The following is a 19,303-nucleotide window of genomic DNA, read 5'->3' as shown; positions in this document are numbered from 1 at the left end:
TTGGTAACGGTATTTAATTAAAAAGCAGGAAACTATGCCAACCCTAACCATTGAAACCGAAATCAATGCAGATATCAAAACATGTTTTGATGTAGCCAGAAATATTGATATCCATCAAGAATCATTAAGGTTTTCCGAAGAAAAAGCTATAGCGGGAAAAATATCTGGCTTAATAAGTCAAGGCGAATGGGTAAGCTGGGAGGCGAAACACTTTGGGGTAGTACAGCATTTAACTTCAAAGATAACTGAATTTGATGCGCCCTATTATTTTGTAGACGAAATGGTGTTCGGCGCCTTTAAGTCGTTTAAGCATGAGCATAGGTTCAGGGAAGAAAATGGAAAAACCGTAATGACCGATATATTTGACTTCAAAGCGCCTTACGGAGCACTTGGGAAGTTGGCAAATGTGTTGTTTTTAAAACGTTATATGTTCAGTTTGTTGAAAAGACGAAATCGTTTTTTAAAGGAAAAAGCCGAAGCCATAGCTAAAAACCAAATAGGAGCAAAGCTAGTACTTAGCTGAACGTCGTAAAACGCTACGACTTATATTGCTTGTTTATTTGTGCCGTTTTTATTTTAGTTGAATGAAATCAAAAAAATCATTCGTTTACGGCATATTGCTCGGCATTTTGGGTATCGTGCTATTTTCTTCAAAAGCGGTTATGGTCAAATTGGCCTACAAATATAATGTGGATGCGCTGAGTGTTTTGCTATTGCGTATGTTGTTTTCGTTTCCGTTTTATTTGGCCATTGCCATTGTTTACAGCAGAAAGAAAAGTGAAGTAAGTGTTTTAGGAAAGGATTACGCTTGGATGTTGTTTTTCGGTTTTTTGGGTTACTATTTGTCCAGTTATTTCGATTTTGTTGGTTTGGAATATATATCGGCAAGCTTAGAGCGTATCATCCTGTTTTTGTATCCCACAATGGTTTTGGTATTCAATAAAATCTTTTTGAAAAAGCCTATCACAAAAATTCAGATTATCGCTATTGCATTGAGCTATTTGGGTATTATTTTGGCCTTTTGGGGAGAAGCAGCCGCTACCGGAAAAGAGGCCTTTATCGGTGGGGTTTTAATTTTGCTTTGTGCTATTACGTATGCCACTTATTTATTGGGTAGCGGATGGTTGATCCCGAAGTTTGGTGTGGTAAGGTTTACATCGTATGCTATGTTGGTTTCCTGTGTTTGCGTATTCATTCACTACGGCATATTTTCAAAAACAAATATTTTAAATTTAAGCTGGCAAGTCTATTTGCTCGGATTTTTAATAGCCATTTTTGCAACGGTAATTCCGTCGTATTTGGTGTCAGAAGCCATCAACCGAATCAATTCCTCAAATTTCGCCGTTATTTCGGGTATCGGGCCCATTTCAACCATTGTTTTGGCGTCCATTTTTTTGAATGAACATTTAACGCCCATGCAGTGGCTTGGTGCTTTTTGGGTTATTGTGGGGATATGGTTGGTGTCCATAAAAAAGAAGTCGCTGGCTTAAATTTGGTTTCTCAACAAATCCTGTTATATTGTTAATTATTTTGTGTTGGGGCTTTTTCATTTTTTAAATGGTTATGTTATATTAGCAACCCCTCACGAAAATTCACTTAAATAGATTTATGGCGGAAGAAACCAATTATACCGAAGACAATATACGTTCGTTAGACTGGAAGGAGCATATTAGAATGCGCCCCGGTATGTATATCGGTAAATTGGGCGATGGAAGCTCGCCAGACGATGGTATTTATATCCTACTGAAAGAGGTTCTGGATAACTCCATCGATGAATTTGTAATGGGCGCCGGAAAGACCATCGAAATTTCCATCCAGGGGAATAAAGTGATTGTTCGCGATTACGGACGAGGCATTCCGCTGGGGAAGGTGGTCGATGTGGTTTCGAAAATGAACACTGGCGGAAAATACGACTCCAAGGCCTTCAAAAAATCGGTGGGATTGAATGGGGTAGGTACCAAGGCAGTTAATGCCCTTTCAACTTATTTTAGGGTGGAATCGACGCGTGACGGAAAATCAGCTTCCGCGGAATTCGAGCAGGGTAACCTCACGAATGAAGAAAGCCTTGACGATACTTCCCGAAGAAAAGGAACTAAAGTGTCCTTCGTTCCCGATGGCACCATTTTTAAAAACTACAAATTCAGAAGTGAATATGTGGTGAAAATGCTTAAAAACTATGTGTACCTCAACCCGGGGTTGACCATTGTTTTTAACGGTGAAAAGTATTTCAGTGAAAACGGATTAAAGGATTTGTTGAACGAAAATATCAATGAATCCGATTTGCTGTATCCTATCATTCATTTACGTGGCGACGATATTGAAGTGGCATTAACCCACAATAAAACCCAGTATAGCGAAGAGTACCATTCGTTTGTTAACGGACAAAATACCACTCAAGGAGGGACGCATTTAAATGCCTTCCGTGAAGCTTTGGTAAAAACCATTCGGGAGTTTTACGGAAAGAATTACGATGCTTCCGATGTTAGGAAATCGGTTGTAGCGGCCATTTCCATAAAAGTGATGGAGCCTGTTTTCGAGAGTCAGACCAAAACAAAGCTTGGTTCTACCGATATGGGTGGTGATTACCCAACGGTTCGAACGTACATTAACGATTTTGTTAAGACCCAACTCGATAATTATCTGCACAAAAATGCAGATACGGCCGAAAAAATTCAACGTAAAATTTTGCAGGCAGAACGTGAACGAAAGGAGCTTTCGGGCATCCGAAAATTAGCAAGAGACCGTGCCAAAAAAGCCAGCCTGCACAACAAAAAATTACGTGATTGCCGTGTGCATTTTGGCGATACCAAAAACGACCGAAACTTAGAAACTACTCTGTTTATTACCGAGGGAGATTCGGCTTCGGGAAGTATCACCAAATCGCGCGATGTCAATACGCAAGCCGTATTCAGTTTAAAAGGAAAACCTTTGAATTGTTATGGGCTTACAAAGAAAATTGTTTACGAAAACGAAGAATTCAACCTGCTTCAAGCGGCTTTAAATATTGAGGAATCACTCGAAGATTTGCGTTACAACAACGTGGTTATCGCCACCGATGCCGATGTTGATGGTATGCATATCCGGTTGTTGCTCATTACGTTCTTCCTTCAGTTTTTTCCAGAGGTAATCAAAGAAGGGCATTTATATATTTTACAAACGCCATTGTTCCGTGTTCGAAATAAAAAGGAAACCATTTATTGCTACACAGAGGAAGAGCGTGTTAATGCGATTAACAAACTAAAACCAAAGCCTGAAATAACACGATTTAAAGGACTTGGGGAAATTTCGCCCGACGAGTTCAAACATTTTATTGGGGACGATATGCGATTGGATCCCGTAATGTTGGACGAGGGCATGTCCATCGATGAGCTGTTGTCGTTTTACATGGGCAAAAATACGCCAACAAGACAGGAGTTTATCATCGACAATTTGAAGGTGGAAATGGATGTAATAGAAGAATAAACTAAATAAAATTAAACAGTTATGTTGTACAATAAAAATGTTAAAAAGCGATCTTATGAATACTTGAGAAAGCACACCAGTAGCGAGCAAGTGCATAGGTTGCAAAGAGTAGGTAAGGTAACGTTAAACGGAAAGCCTAAAAATCAAGAATAGCTTTTAATGATAGAAGAAGAAAACGACGACGATTTAATTAAAAACGACGGAGAGCCCCAAGAAACCATAACCCGTGTTACGGGCATGTATAAAGATTGGTTTTTGGATTATGCCTCGTACGTTATTTTAGAACGGGCCGTGCCCGCAATTGAAGACGGTTTTAAACCCGTTCAGCGTCGTATTATGCATTCTATGAAAGACCTCGACGATGGGCGCTACAACAAAGTAGCCAACATTGTGGGGCATACCATGCAGTACCATCCGCACGGCGATGCCAGTATTGCCGATGCTATGGTGCAAATCGGTCAGAAAGATTTATTGATCGATACCCAAGGGAACTGGGGAAACATCTTAACGGGCGACAGTGCAGCGGCATCCCGTTACATCGAAGCACGTTTGTCAAAATTTGCTTTAGAAGTGGTTTACAGTCCCAAAATTACCGAATGGCAGGCCAGTTATGACGGCCGCCGTAAAGAGCCCATCAATTTACCGGTAAAGTTTCCGTTGCTATTGGCCCAAGGTGGCGAGGGAATTGCCGTTGGGCTTTCCACCAAAATATTGCCGCACAATTTTATGGAGCTTATCGAGGCTTCCATAAAGCATTTACAAGGCAAACGATTTACAATATTGCCCGATTTTCCAACGGCTGGAATTGCCGATTTTTCCAATTATAATGACGGTTTAAGAGGCGGGAAGGTACGTGTTCGTGCCCGTATTTCGCAGGTGGACAAAACCACTTTGGCTATTACCGAACTGCCCTTTGGTACTACCACATCCTCGTTAATCGATTCTATTTTAAAAGCTAACGATAAAGGCAAAATCAAGATTAAGAAAATTGAGGATAATACAGCTGCCGAAGTAGAAATATTGGTGCATTTGCCTTCTGGTTTGTCGCCCGACAAAACCATCGACGCGCTGTATGCCTTTACCAATTGCGAAAGTTCCATTTCGCCCTTGGGTTGCGTTATTGAAGACAATAAACCGCTTTTTATCGGGGTTTCAGAAATGCTTCGAAGAAGTACCGATAACACGGTTCAGCTTTTAAAGCAGGAGCTCGAGATTAAATTGGGCGAACTTGAAGAACAGTGGCATTTCGCTTCGTTGGAACGTATTTTTATAGAAAACCGAATATACCGCGATATTGAAGAGGAAGAAACTTGGGAAGGCGTCATTCAAGCCATCGACAAAGGACTTCAGCCTCATATCAAACATTTAAAACGGGCCATAACGGAAGAAGATATTGTTCGGTTAACGGAAATTCGAATCAAACGAATTTCAAAATTCGATATAGATAAAGCCCAACAAAAAATTGATGCTTTAGAGGAAGAGATTGCCCAAGTAAAGCATCATTTGGCACACTTAATCGATTATGCCATTGCCTATTTTAAGCGATTGAAAAAAGACTATGGCGAGGGGCGCGAACGCAAAACAGAAATCCGAATTTTTGATGATGTTGATGCTACAAAAGTAGTCATCAGAAACACCAAGCTTTATGTAAATAGGGATGAAGGTTTTATTGGCACGTCATTGCGCCGTGATGAATACGTGTGCGATTGTAGCGATATTGACGATATTATCGTGTTTACCAGAGAAGGTAAAATGATGGTAACCAAAGTGGATTCCAAAACCTTTGTGGGGAAAGACATCATCCACGTGGCGGTCTTCAAAAAGAAAGACAAGCGCACCATTTATAACATGATTTACCGCGATGGAAAAAAAGGGCCATCATACATAAAACGCTTTGCTGTTACCAGCATTACCCGCGATAGGGAATATGATTTAACCAACGGAAACAAAGGTTCTGTAACCTTGTATTTTTCTGCAAACCCCAATGGTGAGGCCGAAGTGGTTACCATATTGTTGCGCCAAGCGGGCAGCATTAAAAAGTTGAAATGGGATATCGATTTTGCCGATATTTTAATAAAAGGGCGTGCCTCAAAAGGAAATGTGGTGACCAAATATGCCGTAAAGCGCGTCGAGTTGAAGGAGAAAGGGATTTCTACTTTAAAACCTCGAAAAATTTGGTTTGATGACACCGTTCAGCGTTTGAATTTAGATGGACGCGGCGAACTGATTGGCGAATTTAGGGGCGAAGACAAGCTGTTGATTATTGATCAAACCGGAATGGTAAAAACGGTTACTCCCGAAGTGACGATGCATTTTGATGACGATATGATTGTTATGGAAAAATGGGTTCCAAAAAAGCCTATTTCGGCCATCTATTACAATGGGGAAAAAGAACTTTACTACGTTAAGCGTTTTTTAATCGAGCAGGAAGGTAAGGAAGAATCCTTTATTTCAGATCACCCCAATTCGCAATTGGAAATTGTTTCGACCGATTGGAAACCGATGGCCGAAGTGGTTTTTGCCAAAGAACGCGGAAAAGACAGAAAGGATAATTTAGAAATCAACTTGGAAGAATTTATCGCTATTAAAGGGATTTCAGCTTTGGGTAATCAACTTACCAAAGATAAAGTGAACCAAATTAATTTGTTGGATCCGTTGCCATACGAAGCCCCTGAAGAAGTACACGCCGATGACCTGGAAGTGGTTGATGAAACCGATGTGTCTTCCAAGGTTTCAGCCAATGAAAGTCAAGAATCTTCCAATTCCGATAAAGAAAACGGAAATGATGATTTTGATATGGATAGTGAAGGGCAAACCTCGCTGTTTTAGATTTTTTTTGCGTTTTTATTGATTCTAAAATTCAGGAATTCAATAAACAACGAAAACGCAATAGCAAAGTAAAGATAGCCTTTTGGTATGGCGCCCACCTCGTTTCCAAACAATTTCGTATGCGAAAGATGAGCTGCTTCTGTTATCAGCATAAAACCTATTAATATTAAAAACGCCAAGCCCAATATTTGCATACTCGGATGTTTTTTTATGAATTCTCGAATGGGGTTGGCAAACGCAATCATGATAATAATAGAGATTACTACTGCAATTATCATTAAAACCAAAGTGTAGTTGTTGTTGGGGTGTAGCCCATTGGTCATTCCTACGGCGGTTAAAATCGAATCGATTGAAAAGATAAAATCGATTATCAATATTTGAACCAAGCCTTGCGAAAGGCTATTTAGTTTTTTCTCGTTAAGTTGGTTTTGATCGTGTTTTGGGTGCTCTACTTTTTCATGGATTTCAGAGGTGCTCTTGTAGATTAAAAACAGTCCGCCAACAAATAATATCACTGCCTGCCAGCTTATGGCTATTTGTAACCAAGAAGAATTTATGGTATAAAACGGTTCTTTTAAACTCACTAAAAAGCTAACAAAAAATAAAAGCACAACACGTTGTACCATGGCTAAGATCAATCCGATTTTTGTGGCTTTCGATTGTTGATGCTCTGGTAATTTATTTGCGATAATAGAGATGAAAACAATATTGTCAATCCCTAAAATAATTTCTAAAAACGTAAGGGTTAGCAAGGCCATTATAGCGTCACTGCTCAGGAAAAAATCTATCAAAATTCAAAAAGTTTATTGATAAATGTAGTAAATATTTAGGTGCGCTTTAATTGTCGCTGTATTTTTTTTATGGCCGATTCAATAGATTTTTCGGGCTCAATTATATTGTATTCGCCCCAAAATCTAGGGTCGGAAAAGCCAGATGCCTTTTCGGTTAAAATGGTTGACGGTCTTAAAAGCGTACTTTTGTTTCTGGCCAGCGCGGGGTCTTTTATTTCCCAATCGGTTATGGCCATTTCACTGCTAAGGGTATATGTGCTGTTGAATAATTTACCCTTCCAGTTAACTTTAAACGTAAGCGATATATTACTGTAGGCGTAATGCCATTTGCCATTTTGGGTGCGGTAATTTACTCTGTAGTTTGCTTCTTTGGGCTGTACGTCAACTTTTCTTGGTTTTTTACGCACAAACATTTGGCTGGATAGGTCTTTATTGGAAACATTTAAACTGTAAACGGCACTGGTTAGGGCCAAGGTTTTGGCATCAATATATAGCTTCCCGTAATAAAGCGGAGTTGGAATATGTTTTTTCTGTTTGAAATCAACAACATATACAAGGTCGTTGTTTACGGTTGTGGGGTGGTCAAAACTAAATTGATACAAGGGCAAACTTTCTTCAGTAAAAATATACTCTGGATATTTAATAATGTCGGTGTAAAGGTTGCTAAACGGTCCGCCTTGCAATTTAAGGGCAATGGTGTCTAGTTTCGAGTAGTCGGTTTTTTTTCTGGCCTTAATCAATTCAATGTGGTCGTTTCTAAAATTGTTGTAAGGTTGTTTATGTATTTTTACCACAGCTTCCGAAAGTGAGGCATTTTTACGACGCTTTTTTATCGTTTCCCGATAAAATGCAGTCATTAGCGTATTGTTATTGTTGTAAATCGAGCTTTTCTTTTTTAAGGTATTAATAACTAACTCGCGGGCATCTTGGTTTGGCAAGGCAATTAGGCTTACTTCATTAAGTTTTGTAGGGACGGGGGTGAGTTTTATTTTTTCGTTGTCCTCGAGGTATGATATGCTCACGGTCATTTTTTCGTAACCCAAATGTGAAACTTTTATAAAACCATCTAAATAAGCTTCTGGAATTTTTAATAAGAATTCACCCTGTCCGTTCGTTACTGTGCTAATATTCGTTTCGTCAATAACAATATCGGTAAAAGTTAAAGGGGCGTTAGTATCGGCATCAACAACTTTGCCTTGAATGGCTTTAAAGTTGTCTTCGGTTTGGGTAAAAGCAGTTCCGCTAAACATTAAAAATAATGCTAAGGTCCAGATAAATCGAAAAAAAATGGAGTATCGCATGGCAATTGTTTTCGGTGAAATAATATCTTAAGATACTAAAAAAATCACATTTTTGCAATAGGTTTCTGATGTTCAGTTGATTAATGGTGTTATGGGGTGCGCTTTTATGGAGACATTAAAAACTGTCGGGTTGAACTCTTAACGTTATTTTTAGATTTCAAAAAGTAGAATAGCCTTATATTTACACGATTTTAAACCGAAGCATGCAGCACAATTCAATAACGTTTCGTAAAACAGGCTATTTTTCTCCGCTAATCTGTGATTATCTAGATGAAAACCCACAGTTGAAGCCATTTTATAACAGGTTTCCGAAACTGGGAAATTTTAAAAATCAAATTGAAGAAAAGGAGCGATTTTTTACAGCTGAATCGAGAGCAATTTTGGTTTCCGCTTTAAAAAAACAGTACAGTTCGGTTGAGGCTTCAGAAAAAACGCTTCAAAATATTGAAACCTTAAAGTCTTCGGGTACTTTTACGATTACTACGGGGCATCAACTTAACTTATTTACGGGGCCACTTTATTTTCTCTATAAAATTGTTTCGGCCATAAACCTTTCCTGCGAATTGAAGAAAGCCTATCCCGATTTCAATTTTGTGCCCGTGTATTGGATGGCAACAGAAGACCACGATTTTGAAGAAATTAATTATTTCAATTTTAATGGAAAAAAAATCCATTGGAATAAAAATGCCAGCGGCGCTGTGGGCGAACTTTCTACCGAAGGTTTAGAGGCGGTTTTTAATTTGTTTTCGCAAGATTTGGGACCGAGTAAAAATGCCGAATTTTTAAAGCGCCTTTTTAATGAAGCCTATTTAAAACACGATAATTTAACCGACGCCACCCGATATTTGGCCAACGAGCTGTTCAAGGACTACGGATTGGTAATTGTTGATGGAAATGATGCCGATTTAAAAAAGCAGTTTGTGCCGTTTATTGAGCAGGAATTGTTCGAACAGACCTCTTTTAAACAGGTAACAGAAACTAATGCACAGATTAATCAACTTCCCGAAAATTATAAAATTCAGGTGAACCCTCGCGAAATCAATCTGTTTTACCTAACTGAAAATTTACGTGAGCGCATTGTTTTAGATTCCGACAGCTATCCGGATGGAGTTTATAAAGTTTTAAATACAGACCTTTCTTGGAGCAAGAGTGAGATGCTAAAACACCTCAATGAGGTGCCTGAGCGTTTTTCGCCAAATGTAATTATGCGCCCGCTGTACCAAGAAGTGATTTTGCCAAACCTCTGCTACATTGGTGGCGGTGGCGAGCTGGCATACTGGTTTCAATTAAAGCAGTTTTTTGAACAGGTAAATGTACCGTTTCCGATGCTGTTGTTGAGGAATTCGGTGTTGATTCAGTCTGAAAATCAACTCAAAAAGCTTCAAAAATTAGATATTTCTTCTGAAGACATTTTTCTGAAGCGGGATTCGTTCATAAATAAAAAGGTACGTGACATTTCGAATATTGATATCGATTTTTCAAACCAAAAAGAACACTTAAAACAACAGTTTGAAGCACTGTACCAATTGGCCACAAAAACCGATAAATCGTTTTTGGGGGCGGTAAGTGCACAGGAAACAAAACAGATAAAAGGACTGGAGCATCTTGAAAAGCGGCTGCTGAAAGCCCAAAAACGAAAACTTTCTGATGAGGTTTTACGAATGACCGATATTCAGAACGAATTATTCCCGAACAAAAGTTTACAAGAGCGCAACGCCAATTTCTCAGAATTTTATTTGGAATATGGCGCGCGTTTAATTCCAAATTTAATTGAAAGTTTAGAGCCGCTAAAAGGCGAATTTTCAATTCTCACTTTATAGTTATGCACAAAATAGATATTGACTTGGTTGAAATGACCTTGGATGTGATGAAATATGCCATCAATAGAATTTCGGCCGTTGAACATCCTATTGGTAAACCCAAAAAGGAAGAAGAGCTAAAAGCATTGGTCGGCGAAACCGTAACGCCCGAGGGGATTGGCGGCGAGTATGCCTTTAAGTTATGGCGTAAATATTTGTCGAAAGCCAATGTGCCTGTAGATCACCCACGAAATTTGGCCTTTGTGCCAGCATCGCCCACCCGAGCAGCAATAATGTTCGATTTGGTGACTTCGGCATCGAGCATTCACGGCGCATACTGGATGGAAGGTGCGGGCGGTATTTTTTGTGAAAATGAGGCCATGCGCTGGATGGTGTCACTAACCGGATTGCCCAACGGCGCTTTTGGCGTGTTTACCAGTGGCGGAACGGCCGCAAACTTGTCGGCTATTGTTACGGCCCGCGAATTTTGGCGATGTGATGATACTTATAAGCGCGAAAAAGGTTTGATAATTACTTCCATTGGTGCGCATTCGTCCATAAAAGCGATGGCGAAGGTGGCCGATGTGGATATTTTATTGGTAGATACCGAAGAAAAACTTACCGGAGATGATTTAAGAAAAACGATAGACGGACTGACCTTTCACCAACGAAAGCGTTTATTTGCGGTGGTGGCCACCGGCGGAACGACCAATGCCGGAATTATTGACGATTTAGAAGGCGTTGCTGAGGTTTGCGAAACAGAGAAGCTATGGTTTCATGTTGATGCTGCCTATGGAGGTGGGGCTTTGGTGGCCGATTCGGCAAGGCATTTGTTCAATGGCATTGAACGGGCCGACAGCATTACCATCGATCCGCATAAATGGATGTTCTCGCCTTACGATTGCGGAGCCGTAATTTACAAAAAACCAGAATTGGCCAAGGAAGCCCATTCGCAACAAGGCTCGTATTTGGATATCTTTAAGGACGAAGGGGCGCACGGTTTCAATCCAACAGATTATCAAATACAGTTAACGCGCCGGGTTAGAGGATTGCCACTTTGGTTTTCGTTGGCTACCCACGGTACCGATAGTTATAAAGTTGCCGTAGAGCGCGGATTGGAGTTGGCACAAATTGCAGGAAAAATGATTGAAGAGAATCCCAATGTTGAGTTGGTAAGAGAACCGAGCCTATCCTGTGTGCTTTTTAGGAGGATTGGTTGGCAACCAGAGGACTATAAACACTGGACTTACGAAAACCATAAATCGGGATTTGCGTTAGTAACTCCAACAAAATGGAAAAATGGAGATACCTTCGAAACCGTGTCGCGGTTCTGTTTTATCAATCCCGATACCACCGAAAAGGATATCCAAATGATTTTAGATTCGATGGAGTAGAATTTGTTCAAAAAACATAAGGCTATAATTTTTCAATATAAAATCAATCGTTATTTTTGCGCATGCAACACGATAAGGTACTTATTTTAGACTTCGGATCGCAATACACACAGCTTATTGCCCGTAGAGTTAGGGAACTCAACATTTACTCCGAAATACATCCATTCAACAAAATTCCGTCAAACATTGAAGAATACAAGGCCGTAATCCTTTCTGGTAGTCCCAATTCCGTTAGGGGTGAAGATGCTTTGCATCCCGATTTAAGCAACATACGCGGTAAAAAACCCATGTTGGCCGTTTGCTATGGTGCCCAATATTTGGCCCATTTTTCTGGTGGAAATGTAGCGCCTTCAAACACGCGTGAGTATGGTCGAGCTAATTTATCTTATGTGAAGGAGGATGAAACCTTTTTTGAAAATATTACTTCGGGCAGTCAAGTTTGGATGAGCCATAGCGATACCATAAAAGAATTACCTACAAATGGGGTGCTAATTGCTAGCACGCACGATGTGGAAAATGCCGCCTATAAAATTGAAGGCGAAACCACTTATGCCATTCAGTTTCACCCTGAAGTATATCATTCAACCGACGGAAAACAATTGTTGGAAAACTTTTTGGTGAAAATAGCCGGATTGAACCCAGATTGGACGCCGCAGTCTTTTGTTGAAGAAACCGTTGAAGCCATTCAGCAAAAAGTAGGCGATGGAAAAGTCGTTTTAGGGCTTTCCGGAGGCGTGGATTCTACCGTGGCTGCCGTACTTTTAAACAAGGCCATAGGTAAAAACCTGTATTGTATATTCGTTAATAACGGTCTGCTTCGTAAAAATGAATTTGAAAACGTACTAAAGCAGTACGAAGGCATGGGGCTTAACGTAAAAGGAGTAGATGCTTCCGAGCGATTTTTGGCCGCATTGAAAGGCATTGAAGACCCAGAGAAAAAACGTAAAGCCATTGGTAATGCGTTTATCGAGGTGTTTGATGATGAAGCCCATAAATTGAAAGATGTGGAATGGTTGGCACAAGGTACCATTTACCCCGATGTTATTGAAAGTGTGTCGGCTACCGGCGGCCCTTCGGCCACTATAAAAAGTCACCATAACGTAGGCGGATTGCCAGATTTTATGAAGCTTAAAATCGTAGAGCCTTTACGTGCTATTTTTAAAGATGAAGTAAGACGAGTAGGAGCAACCTTGGGGATCGACCCAGAACTTTTGGGTCGCCATCCGTTCCCGGGGCCAGGATTGGGTATTCGAATTTTAGGCGACATTACTGCAGAAAAAGTAAGGATTCTACAAGAGGTGGATGCGATTTTCATCAATGGATTAAAATCTTGGGGACTATACGATAAAGTTTGGCAAGCGGGAGCGATGTTACTTCCGGTAAACAGTGTTGGCGTTATGGGAGATGAGCGTACGTACGAAAAATGTGTGGCATTGAGAGCTGTTGAAAGCACCGATGGCATGACCGCCGATTGGGTAAATTTGCCATACGAATTCCTTCAAAAAACATCAAACGATATAATAAATAAAGTAAAAGGCGTTAATAGGGTAGTGTACGACATCAGTTCGAAGCCACCCGCCACCATTGAGTGGGAATAGTCAATTTGTTTTGACTTAACCGCCTTTTGGCACATTGTATGATTGTTATTTAGAAAGAAGGTATTTTAAAGTCGTCTTTTTAAATAACAATCAACGTATATAACCAAAACGGTTGGTGTTTTTATTATATTTATGTTTTCTCAATTAAACGGTATGAGTAGATTTCTTTTAGCTTTTATTCTAGTAGTAGTATTCGGTTTTTCATCTGTAAATGCACAAAATTTCAGCACACATAAAGTGAAGGCAGGCGAGACTATCGAAGAGGTTTCAAAAAAATATTTTGTTTCGCCTTATGATATTTACGAACTCAATCCAGATGCCAAAAAGGGATTAAAGGCTAATACCATTCTCATTATCCCGATATCAAAGGCAAAGCAGCCCAAAGTTACCGTAACCAAAGAACTCCAAGGATTTAAAGAACATAAAACCAAACGAAAGGAAACTTTGTACAGTTTGGCAAAAGAATACAATGTAACAGAAGAGGATATAAAAAAGCACAACTCCTTTTTGTATGCCAATCCGTTAAGAAAAGGCGACAGAATCCAAATACCAGTTTACAAAACTACAGAAACCGTTGAGGTGGCCGAAACCACCAAAACTTACACTGTAAAACCCAAAGAAGGGAAATGGCGTATTGCCTATAAATTTGGAATATCAGTAAACGAATTGGAGGCTCTAAATCCAGGAATGCCCGAAGTTTTAAAAGTTGGTGAAGAAATCAATGTACCTAACCTTTCTACTGAAGATGTGAAAACAGTAGATGAAAAATATGGGTACTATAAAGTATTGCCCAAGGAAGGTTTTTATCGCTTAAAGCTGAAATTAGGTTTAGAGCAGGAAGACCTTGAAAAGTTAAATCCGGGACTAAAGGAAAGTGGCTTAAAAGAGGGCATGATTTTAAAAATTCCCTACACGGCGACTACTGATAATTTTTCTATTTCGGAAACAATTAATTTGGTAGATAGCATTTCAGATTTTAGCACCAAACGTATCGCCATTATGCTGCCTTTTAGGTTAAATCGCGTGGATTTCGATTCGGTTGCCGATACCAAGCAAAGCATAAAAAACGACCCTTATTTGAATACCTCTTTAGATTTTTATTCGGGGGTTTTAATGGCTGTCGATTCATTGAAAACTTTAGGGATTTCGCTGAAGTTGGATGTTTACGATACCAAAAATGAAACTGCTGAAGTATCGCGTATTATAAAAGAAAATGATTTTGAAAATATTGATGCGGTTATTGGCCCATTAACTGGAAGAAATTTTGAACGTGCTGCCTCAGATTTAAGAAAGTTCCACATCCCGGTGGTGTCGCCCATTGGCACTAATTTAAAGCTTTATGATAACGTATTCCAAGCCCGACCTTCAGATGAACTGTTGAAAGCTAAGGTAATCAATTTTGTAAAGACCGATTCGTTATCATCCAATATTATCATTGTTCACGATACAAAAAATACAACGATATCGAATGAACTGAAACAGGAATTCGGACGAGCCAAACAAGTGCTTTCCAGAAAAAATAAGGACGGAAAAGATGAATTTTTTGTAACGCGCGAGGATATTGAAAATGCATTGAAACCCGGAAAAAACATCGTGTTTTTAGAAACCCAAAATGAAGGCTTTGCAGCTAATGTTATCAGTGTTTTGGCTTCATTGATTAGAAATGGAAATGACGAAGAAGAAGCGCGAAAAATAGTACTGGTTACTACCCGTTTGAATTCGGCGTTTGAAGGCGACCAAATAAACAACACCCATTTGTCTAAACTTCAGTTTCATTTTGCAACGGGGTCTAAATCCTATAATGAAAGCGACCATAAAATTTTCTTAAAGAAATATAACGATACCTATCGAATTACTCCAAATAACAAAGCAGTCAAAGGCTTCGATTTAACCATGGATGTGGTGTTGCGATTAGTGTCTTCAAGCGATTTGTATTTGTCTGTAAAGCATGCGCCATTAACCGAGTACATCGAAAATAAGTTTGCCTATAAAAAAGAGTTGATGGGCGGTTACTACAACGATTCTGTTTACTTGGTGAAGTACGATAACTTATCTATCGTTGAAGTAAAGCAATAGTATGCTTCCCGATAAACAGTTTTTAATCGATTTGGCCCATACCAAAATGCCTTTCGGGAAATATGAAGGGCGTTACCTGATTGATTTGCCCGAACATTATGTGGTTTGGTATCACAGCAAAGGTTTTCCCCAAGGAAAATTAGGCGATATGTTGAAACAGGTTTACGAACTAAAGCTTAATGGACTGGAAGATCTTATTCGGAATATTAAAAGACAATACCCTAAAAAATAACCGTGAATCCCAAAATAAAAAAACGCTATCAAAACTTAAATTGATAGCGTTTTTTTGTATTGTTATTTTTTGTTTTCAATCCACTTTCGGGCATTAACAAAAGCTTCAACCCAAGGAGAAACTTCGTCTTTTCTTCCTGTTGGATAATTGGCCCAGTTCCATTGGAAAATAGAACGCTCGATATGTGGCATGGTTACCAAATGGCGTCCTGTTTTATCGCACATCATGGCGGTGTTATAATCCGATCCGTTGGGGTTGTGTGGGTATTCCGCATAAGCGTATTTACCAACAATGTTGTATTGGTCTTCTGCTTTTGGTAAACTGAATTTACCTTCCCCATGTGAAATCCAAACCCCCAAGGTGCTTCCCGCTAAGTTGGAGAGCATCACCGAATTGTTTTCTTGAATTTTTACCGATGTAAACGAACTCTCGTGTTTGTGCGAATCGTTGTGGAGCATTTTGCCATGAACATCGTGTTCTGGATTGATTAAATCTAATTCCATCCACAATTGGCAACCATTGCAAATACCAACTGATAAAGTGTCATCTCGTTTGAAGAAATTTTTAATCACTTCATTCGCTTTGTCGTTGTATTTAATAGCTCCGGCCCAACCTTTCGCAGAACCCAAAACGTCACTGTTTGAGAATCCACCAACAGCACCTAAAAACTGAATATCTTCCAATGTTTCACGACCAGAAATTAAATCGGTCATGTGTACATCTTTTACATCAAACCCAGCCAAGTACATGGCGTTGGCCATTTCGCGTTCGGAGTTACTTCCTTTTTCACGAAGAATGGCTGCTTTTGGCTTTTGGTGGTTGAGAGGAACAGAAACCACATCTTTTAACTTCCCAGTAAAATGACTCGGGAAACTGTATTGTAATGGTTGATTTTTATAATTATCGTAACGGTTTTGCGCTAAACCATTCGCCGTTTGTCTTTGGTCTAATAAGAACGATGTTTTGAACCAAGTATCACGCCATTTAGAAACAGACAAGTTGAACGTGTCATTTCCGTTGCTGATGATTAAGCTATCGCTTTCGGCAACGTTACCAATGTTGAAGAATTCAATGTTGGCTTCAGATAATACAGATTCGATTGAAGCGTCTTTCGATTGAATAACCAAACCTGCATTTTCAGCAAACAATACTTTAGTTGAATCATTTTCAGCCAGAGCAGTTAAGTTTAATTCAGCACCTAAATTATTGTCGGCAAAACACAATTCTAAAAGCGTTGTGATTAATCCACCCGATGCCACATCATGGCCCGCAACAATTTTTTCCTCTAAAATTAATTGCTGAATGGTGTTAAAAACCGTTTTAACATACCCGGCGTTTTGAACATTTGGAGTGTCTTTTCCAATTTTGTTCACTACTTGGGCAAATGAGCTTCCGCCTAATTTAAAACAATCTTGAGATAGGTTGATGTAGTATATACTTCCTGCTCCTTTTTGGAATACAGGCTCAATTACTTTGTTTATGTCGATACAGTTAGCTGCAGCCGAAATGATTACGGTTCCCGGAGAAATAACCTCTTCGTTAGGGTATTTTTGCTTCATGGAAAGTGAATCTTTTCCGGTTGGGACGTTGATACCCAAATCGATAGCAAATTCTGAAACCGCTTCAACCGCTTCGTATAAGCGCGCGTCTTCACCTTCGTTTTTACAAGGCCACATCCAGTTTGCAGATAGCGATACATTTTTTAATCCATCTTTTAGTGGCGCCCAAATAATGTTGGTTAAAGCTTCGGTGATGGAATTTCTGCTTCCAGCTACCGGATTGATTAATCCCGAAATAGGTGAATGCCCAATAGATGTAGCGATACCTTCCTTGCCTTTAAAATCCAATGCCATAACACCAACGTTGTTCAATGGAATTTGCAACGGACCAACACATTGTTGCTTGGCTACTTTTCCGCCAACACAACGGTCTACTTTATTGGTCAACCAGTCTTTACACGCAACAGCTTCAAGTTGTAATACTTGCTCCAGATAGTTGTTGAAATTATCAGGATTGTAAGTCACATCAGCATAATTTCGAGTAACCTTTTTATCGTACATATAGGTTTTTGGCGAGCTGCCAAACATGTCTTCCATAGCCAAATCCATCGGTTTGTGCCCGTTGGTTTTGCTCTCGAAAGTAAAGCGATTATTGCCGGTAACATCGCCTACGGTATACATGGGCGAACGCTCACGGTCGGCAATTTTTTGAAGCGTGTCAATATGTTTTTCAGAAATAACCAATCCCATACGCTCTTGGGATTCGTTACCAATAATTTCTTTGTCGGATAGGGTGGGGTCGCCAACGGGAAGTTTATCCAAATCGATATGCCCACCGGTTTCTTCAACTAATTCCGATAGACAGTTTAAGTGTCCTCCAGCACCATGATCGTGAATGGAAACAATATGGTTTTCATCGCTTTCTACCATACCACGAACGGCGTTGGCTGCACGTTTTTGCATTTCGGGATTAGAACGCTGTACGGCATTCAGTTCAATGCCCGATTCAAATTCACCCGTATCGGCACTTGATACCGCGGCACCACCCATACCAATACGGTAGTTTTCGCCACCTAGAATAACGACTTTATCGCCTGTTTTTGGGGTGTCTTTTAAGGCTTGTTCAGATTTTCCGTAACCAATACCTCCGGCTTGCATGATTACTTTGTCGAAGCCAAGTTTTCTGGCATCTTCTTCGTGCTCGAACGTTAACACCGAACCGCAGATTAACGGCTGACCGAATTTATTGCCAAAATCGGAAGCGCCGTTTGAAGCTTTTATTAAAATATCCATGGGAGTTTGGTACAACCACTTGCGCTCGTCCATCGCTTTTTCCCAAGGCCTGCCCTGAGCGGAGTCGAATGGGTTGTCTTCCAAACGCGAATACGACGTCATGTAAACCGCTGTTCCTGCCAAAGGCAAAGAACCTTTTCCGCCAGCCAAACGGTCGCGAATTTCGCCACCCGAACCCGTTGCTGCACCGTTAAAAGGCTCAACCGTGGTTGGGAAGTTGTGGGTTTCCGCTTTAAGCGAAATTACAGAATCGAAATCTTTGGTTTGGTAAAATTCAGGAACGTCAGCACGTTTTGGAGCGAACTGCTCTACTTTTGGGCCTTTAATAAAGGCTACGTTGTCCTTATAGGCCGAAACAATATCGTTCGGGTTGGTTTCCGAAGTTTTACGGATCAACTTGAATAGTGACGTCGGTTTTTCCTCGCCGTCAATTACAAATGTGCCGTTAAAAATTTTATGGCGACAGTGCTCACTGTTTACCTGTGAAAACCCAAATACTTCAGAATCGGTTAACGGGCGACCAATTTTCTTGGCAACACCTTCTAAATATTCAACCTCTTCGTCGCTCAATGAAAGCCCTTCCTGAATGTTGTAAGCGGCAATATCTTCAATGTCCAGAATAGGCTCCGGCTTGATGTTTATGGTAAATGATTCTTGATTCAGTCCGTTGAATTTTTCAGAAATCATCGGGTCGAAATCCTTAAAATCTTCCGAAACGGCTTGGAATTCCTCAATTCGAATAATGTCAGAAATCCCCATGTTTTGGGTGATTTCCACAGCATTGGTACTCCAAGGGGTAATCATTGCAGCACGTGGTCCAACAAAAAAAGCATCCAATGATGCTTGCTCTATTTTAGGCTGGTTGCCAAATAACCATGTTAGTTTAGAAATGGTTTCGGTTGATAATTCTTTTGTTGTTTGTACGGCAAACACTTTGCCGGTTACGTTTCCAAAGAAATGAATCATTATGTACGGGTTTGTAAATGTATTTGAAAATGCAAAAATACGTTTTTATTTTAGATTGTAGAT

At 39.9% G+C, this 19,303-nt stretch carries 12 protein-coding genes; 9 read left to right on the top strand and 3 right to left on the bottom strand.

Annotated features, from left to right (window positions below):
* Window positions 1-34 precede the first annotated feature (34 nt).
* The 4 genes from ABI125_13330 to ABI125_13315 all read left to right on the top strand — a co-directional run bounded on the left by ABI125_13330 (window position 35) and on the right by ABI125_13315 (window position 6,291).
* Window positions 35-523: an SRPBCC family protein gene (locus ABI125_13330; protein XCF05695.1), complete on the top strand. Its 489-nt coding sequence runs from the start codon at window positions 35-37 to the stop codon at window positions 521-523.
* Between the two features lie 61 nt (window positions 524-584).
* Complete coding sequence (locus tag ABI125_13325) at window positions 585-1,490, top strand: DMT family transporter (protein ID XCF05694.1); 906 nt, start codon at window positions 585-587, stop codon at window positions 1,488-1,490.
* A 118-nt stretch (window positions 1,491-1,608) separates the two neighbouring features.
* Window positions 1,609-3,462 (top strand): DNA topoisomerase IV subunit B, encoded by a 1,854-nt coding sequence (locus ABI125_13320; protein ID XCF05693.1) that lies wholly within the window; start codon window positions 1,609-1,611, stop codon window positions 3,460-3,462.
* A gap of 159 nt (window positions 3,463-3,621) precedes the next feature.
* Window positions 3,622-6,291: a DNA gyrase/topoisomerase IV subunit A gene (locus ABI125_13315; GenBank protein XCF05692.1), complete on the top strand. Its 2,670-nt coding sequence runs from the start codon at window positions 3,622-3,624 to the stop codon at window positions 6,289-6,291.
* Here the strand turns inward: ABI125_13315 and ABI125_13310 are convergent.
* Both ABI125_13310 and ABI125_13305 read right to left on the bottom strand, forming a co-directional pair.
* Complete coding sequence (locus ABI125_13310; protein ID XCF05691.1) at window positions 6,288-7,082, bottom strand: TerC family protein; 795 nt, start codon at window positions 7,080-7,082, stop codon at window positions 6,288-6,290. The genes ABI125_13315 and ABI125_13310 overlap by 4 nt on opposite strands.
* Window positions 7,083-7,117: 35 nt before the next feature.
* A complete protein-coding gene (locus tag ABI125_13305) occupies window positions 7,118-8,332 on the bottom strand; it encodes a carboxypeptidase-like regulatory domain-containing protein (protein XCF05690.1) in 1,215 nt (404 codons plus the stop codon).
* A gap of 254 nt (window positions 8,333-8,586) precedes the next feature.
* Between ABI125_13305 and bshC the strand changes: the two genes are divergently transcribed.
* The 5 genes from bshC to ABI125_13280 all read left to right on the top strand — a co-directional run bounded on the left by bshC (window position 8,587) and on the right by ABI125_13280 (window position 15,482).
* Window positions 8,587-10,203 (top strand): bacillithiol biosynthesis cysteine-adding enzyme BshC, encoded by a 1,617-nt coding sequence (bshC, locus tag ABI125_13300; protein ID XCF05689.1) that lies wholly within the window; start codon window positions 8,587-8,589, stop codon window positions 10,201-10,203.
* Between the two features lie 2 nt (window positions 10,204-10,205).
* Entirely contained in the window at window positions 10,206-11,576 is a 1,371-nt protein-coding gene (locus tag ABI125_13295; GenBank protein ID XCF05688.1) for an aminotransferase class V-fold PLP-dependent enzyme, read from the top strand.
* Between the two features lie 62 nt (window positions 11,577-11,638).
* Window positions 11,639-13,174: a glutamine-hydrolyzing GMP synthase gene (gene guaA / locus ABI125_13290; GenBank protein XCF05687.1), complete on the top strand. Its 1,536-nt coding sequence runs from the start codon at window positions 11,639-11,641 to the stop codon at window positions 13,172-13,174.
* A gap of 153 nt (window positions 13,175-13,327) precedes the next feature.
* Window positions 13,328-15,250, top strand: coding sequence for a LysM peptidoglycan-binding domain-containing protein (locus tag ABI125_13285; GenBank protein ID XCF05686.1), 1,923 nt, complete (start codon window positions 13,328-13,330; stop codon window positions 15,248-15,250).
* A gap of 1 nt (window position 15,251) precedes the next feature.
* Window positions 15,252-15,482, top strand: a complete 231-nt coding sequence (locus ABI125_13280) for a DUF3820 family protein (protein XCF05685.1) — start codon at window positions 15,252-15,254, stop codon at window positions 15,480-15,482.
* A gap of 62 nt (window positions 15,483-15,544) precedes the next feature.
* On the opposite strand, the gene purL is transcribed toward ABI125_13280, so the two are convergent.
* The gene (purL, locus tag ABI125_13275) at window positions 15,545-19,240 is read right to left on the bottom strand and encodes a phosphoribosylformylglycinamidine synthase (GenBank protein ID XCF05684.1); all 3,696 of its coding nucleotides are present in this window, start codon (window positions 19,238-19,240) and stop codon (window positions 15,545-15,547) included.
* Window positions 19,241-19,303: the final 63 nt, after the last annotated feature.

Source organism: Tamlana crocina, from assembly GCA_040429635.1.
GTDB lineage: Bacteria > Bacteroidota > Bacteroidia > Flavobacteriales > Flavobacteriaceae > Flavisericum > Flavisericum crocinum.
The sequence above is the reverse complement of the archived record's forward strand: the minus strand, read 5'-3'. Positions and strand labels throughout refer to the sequence as shown.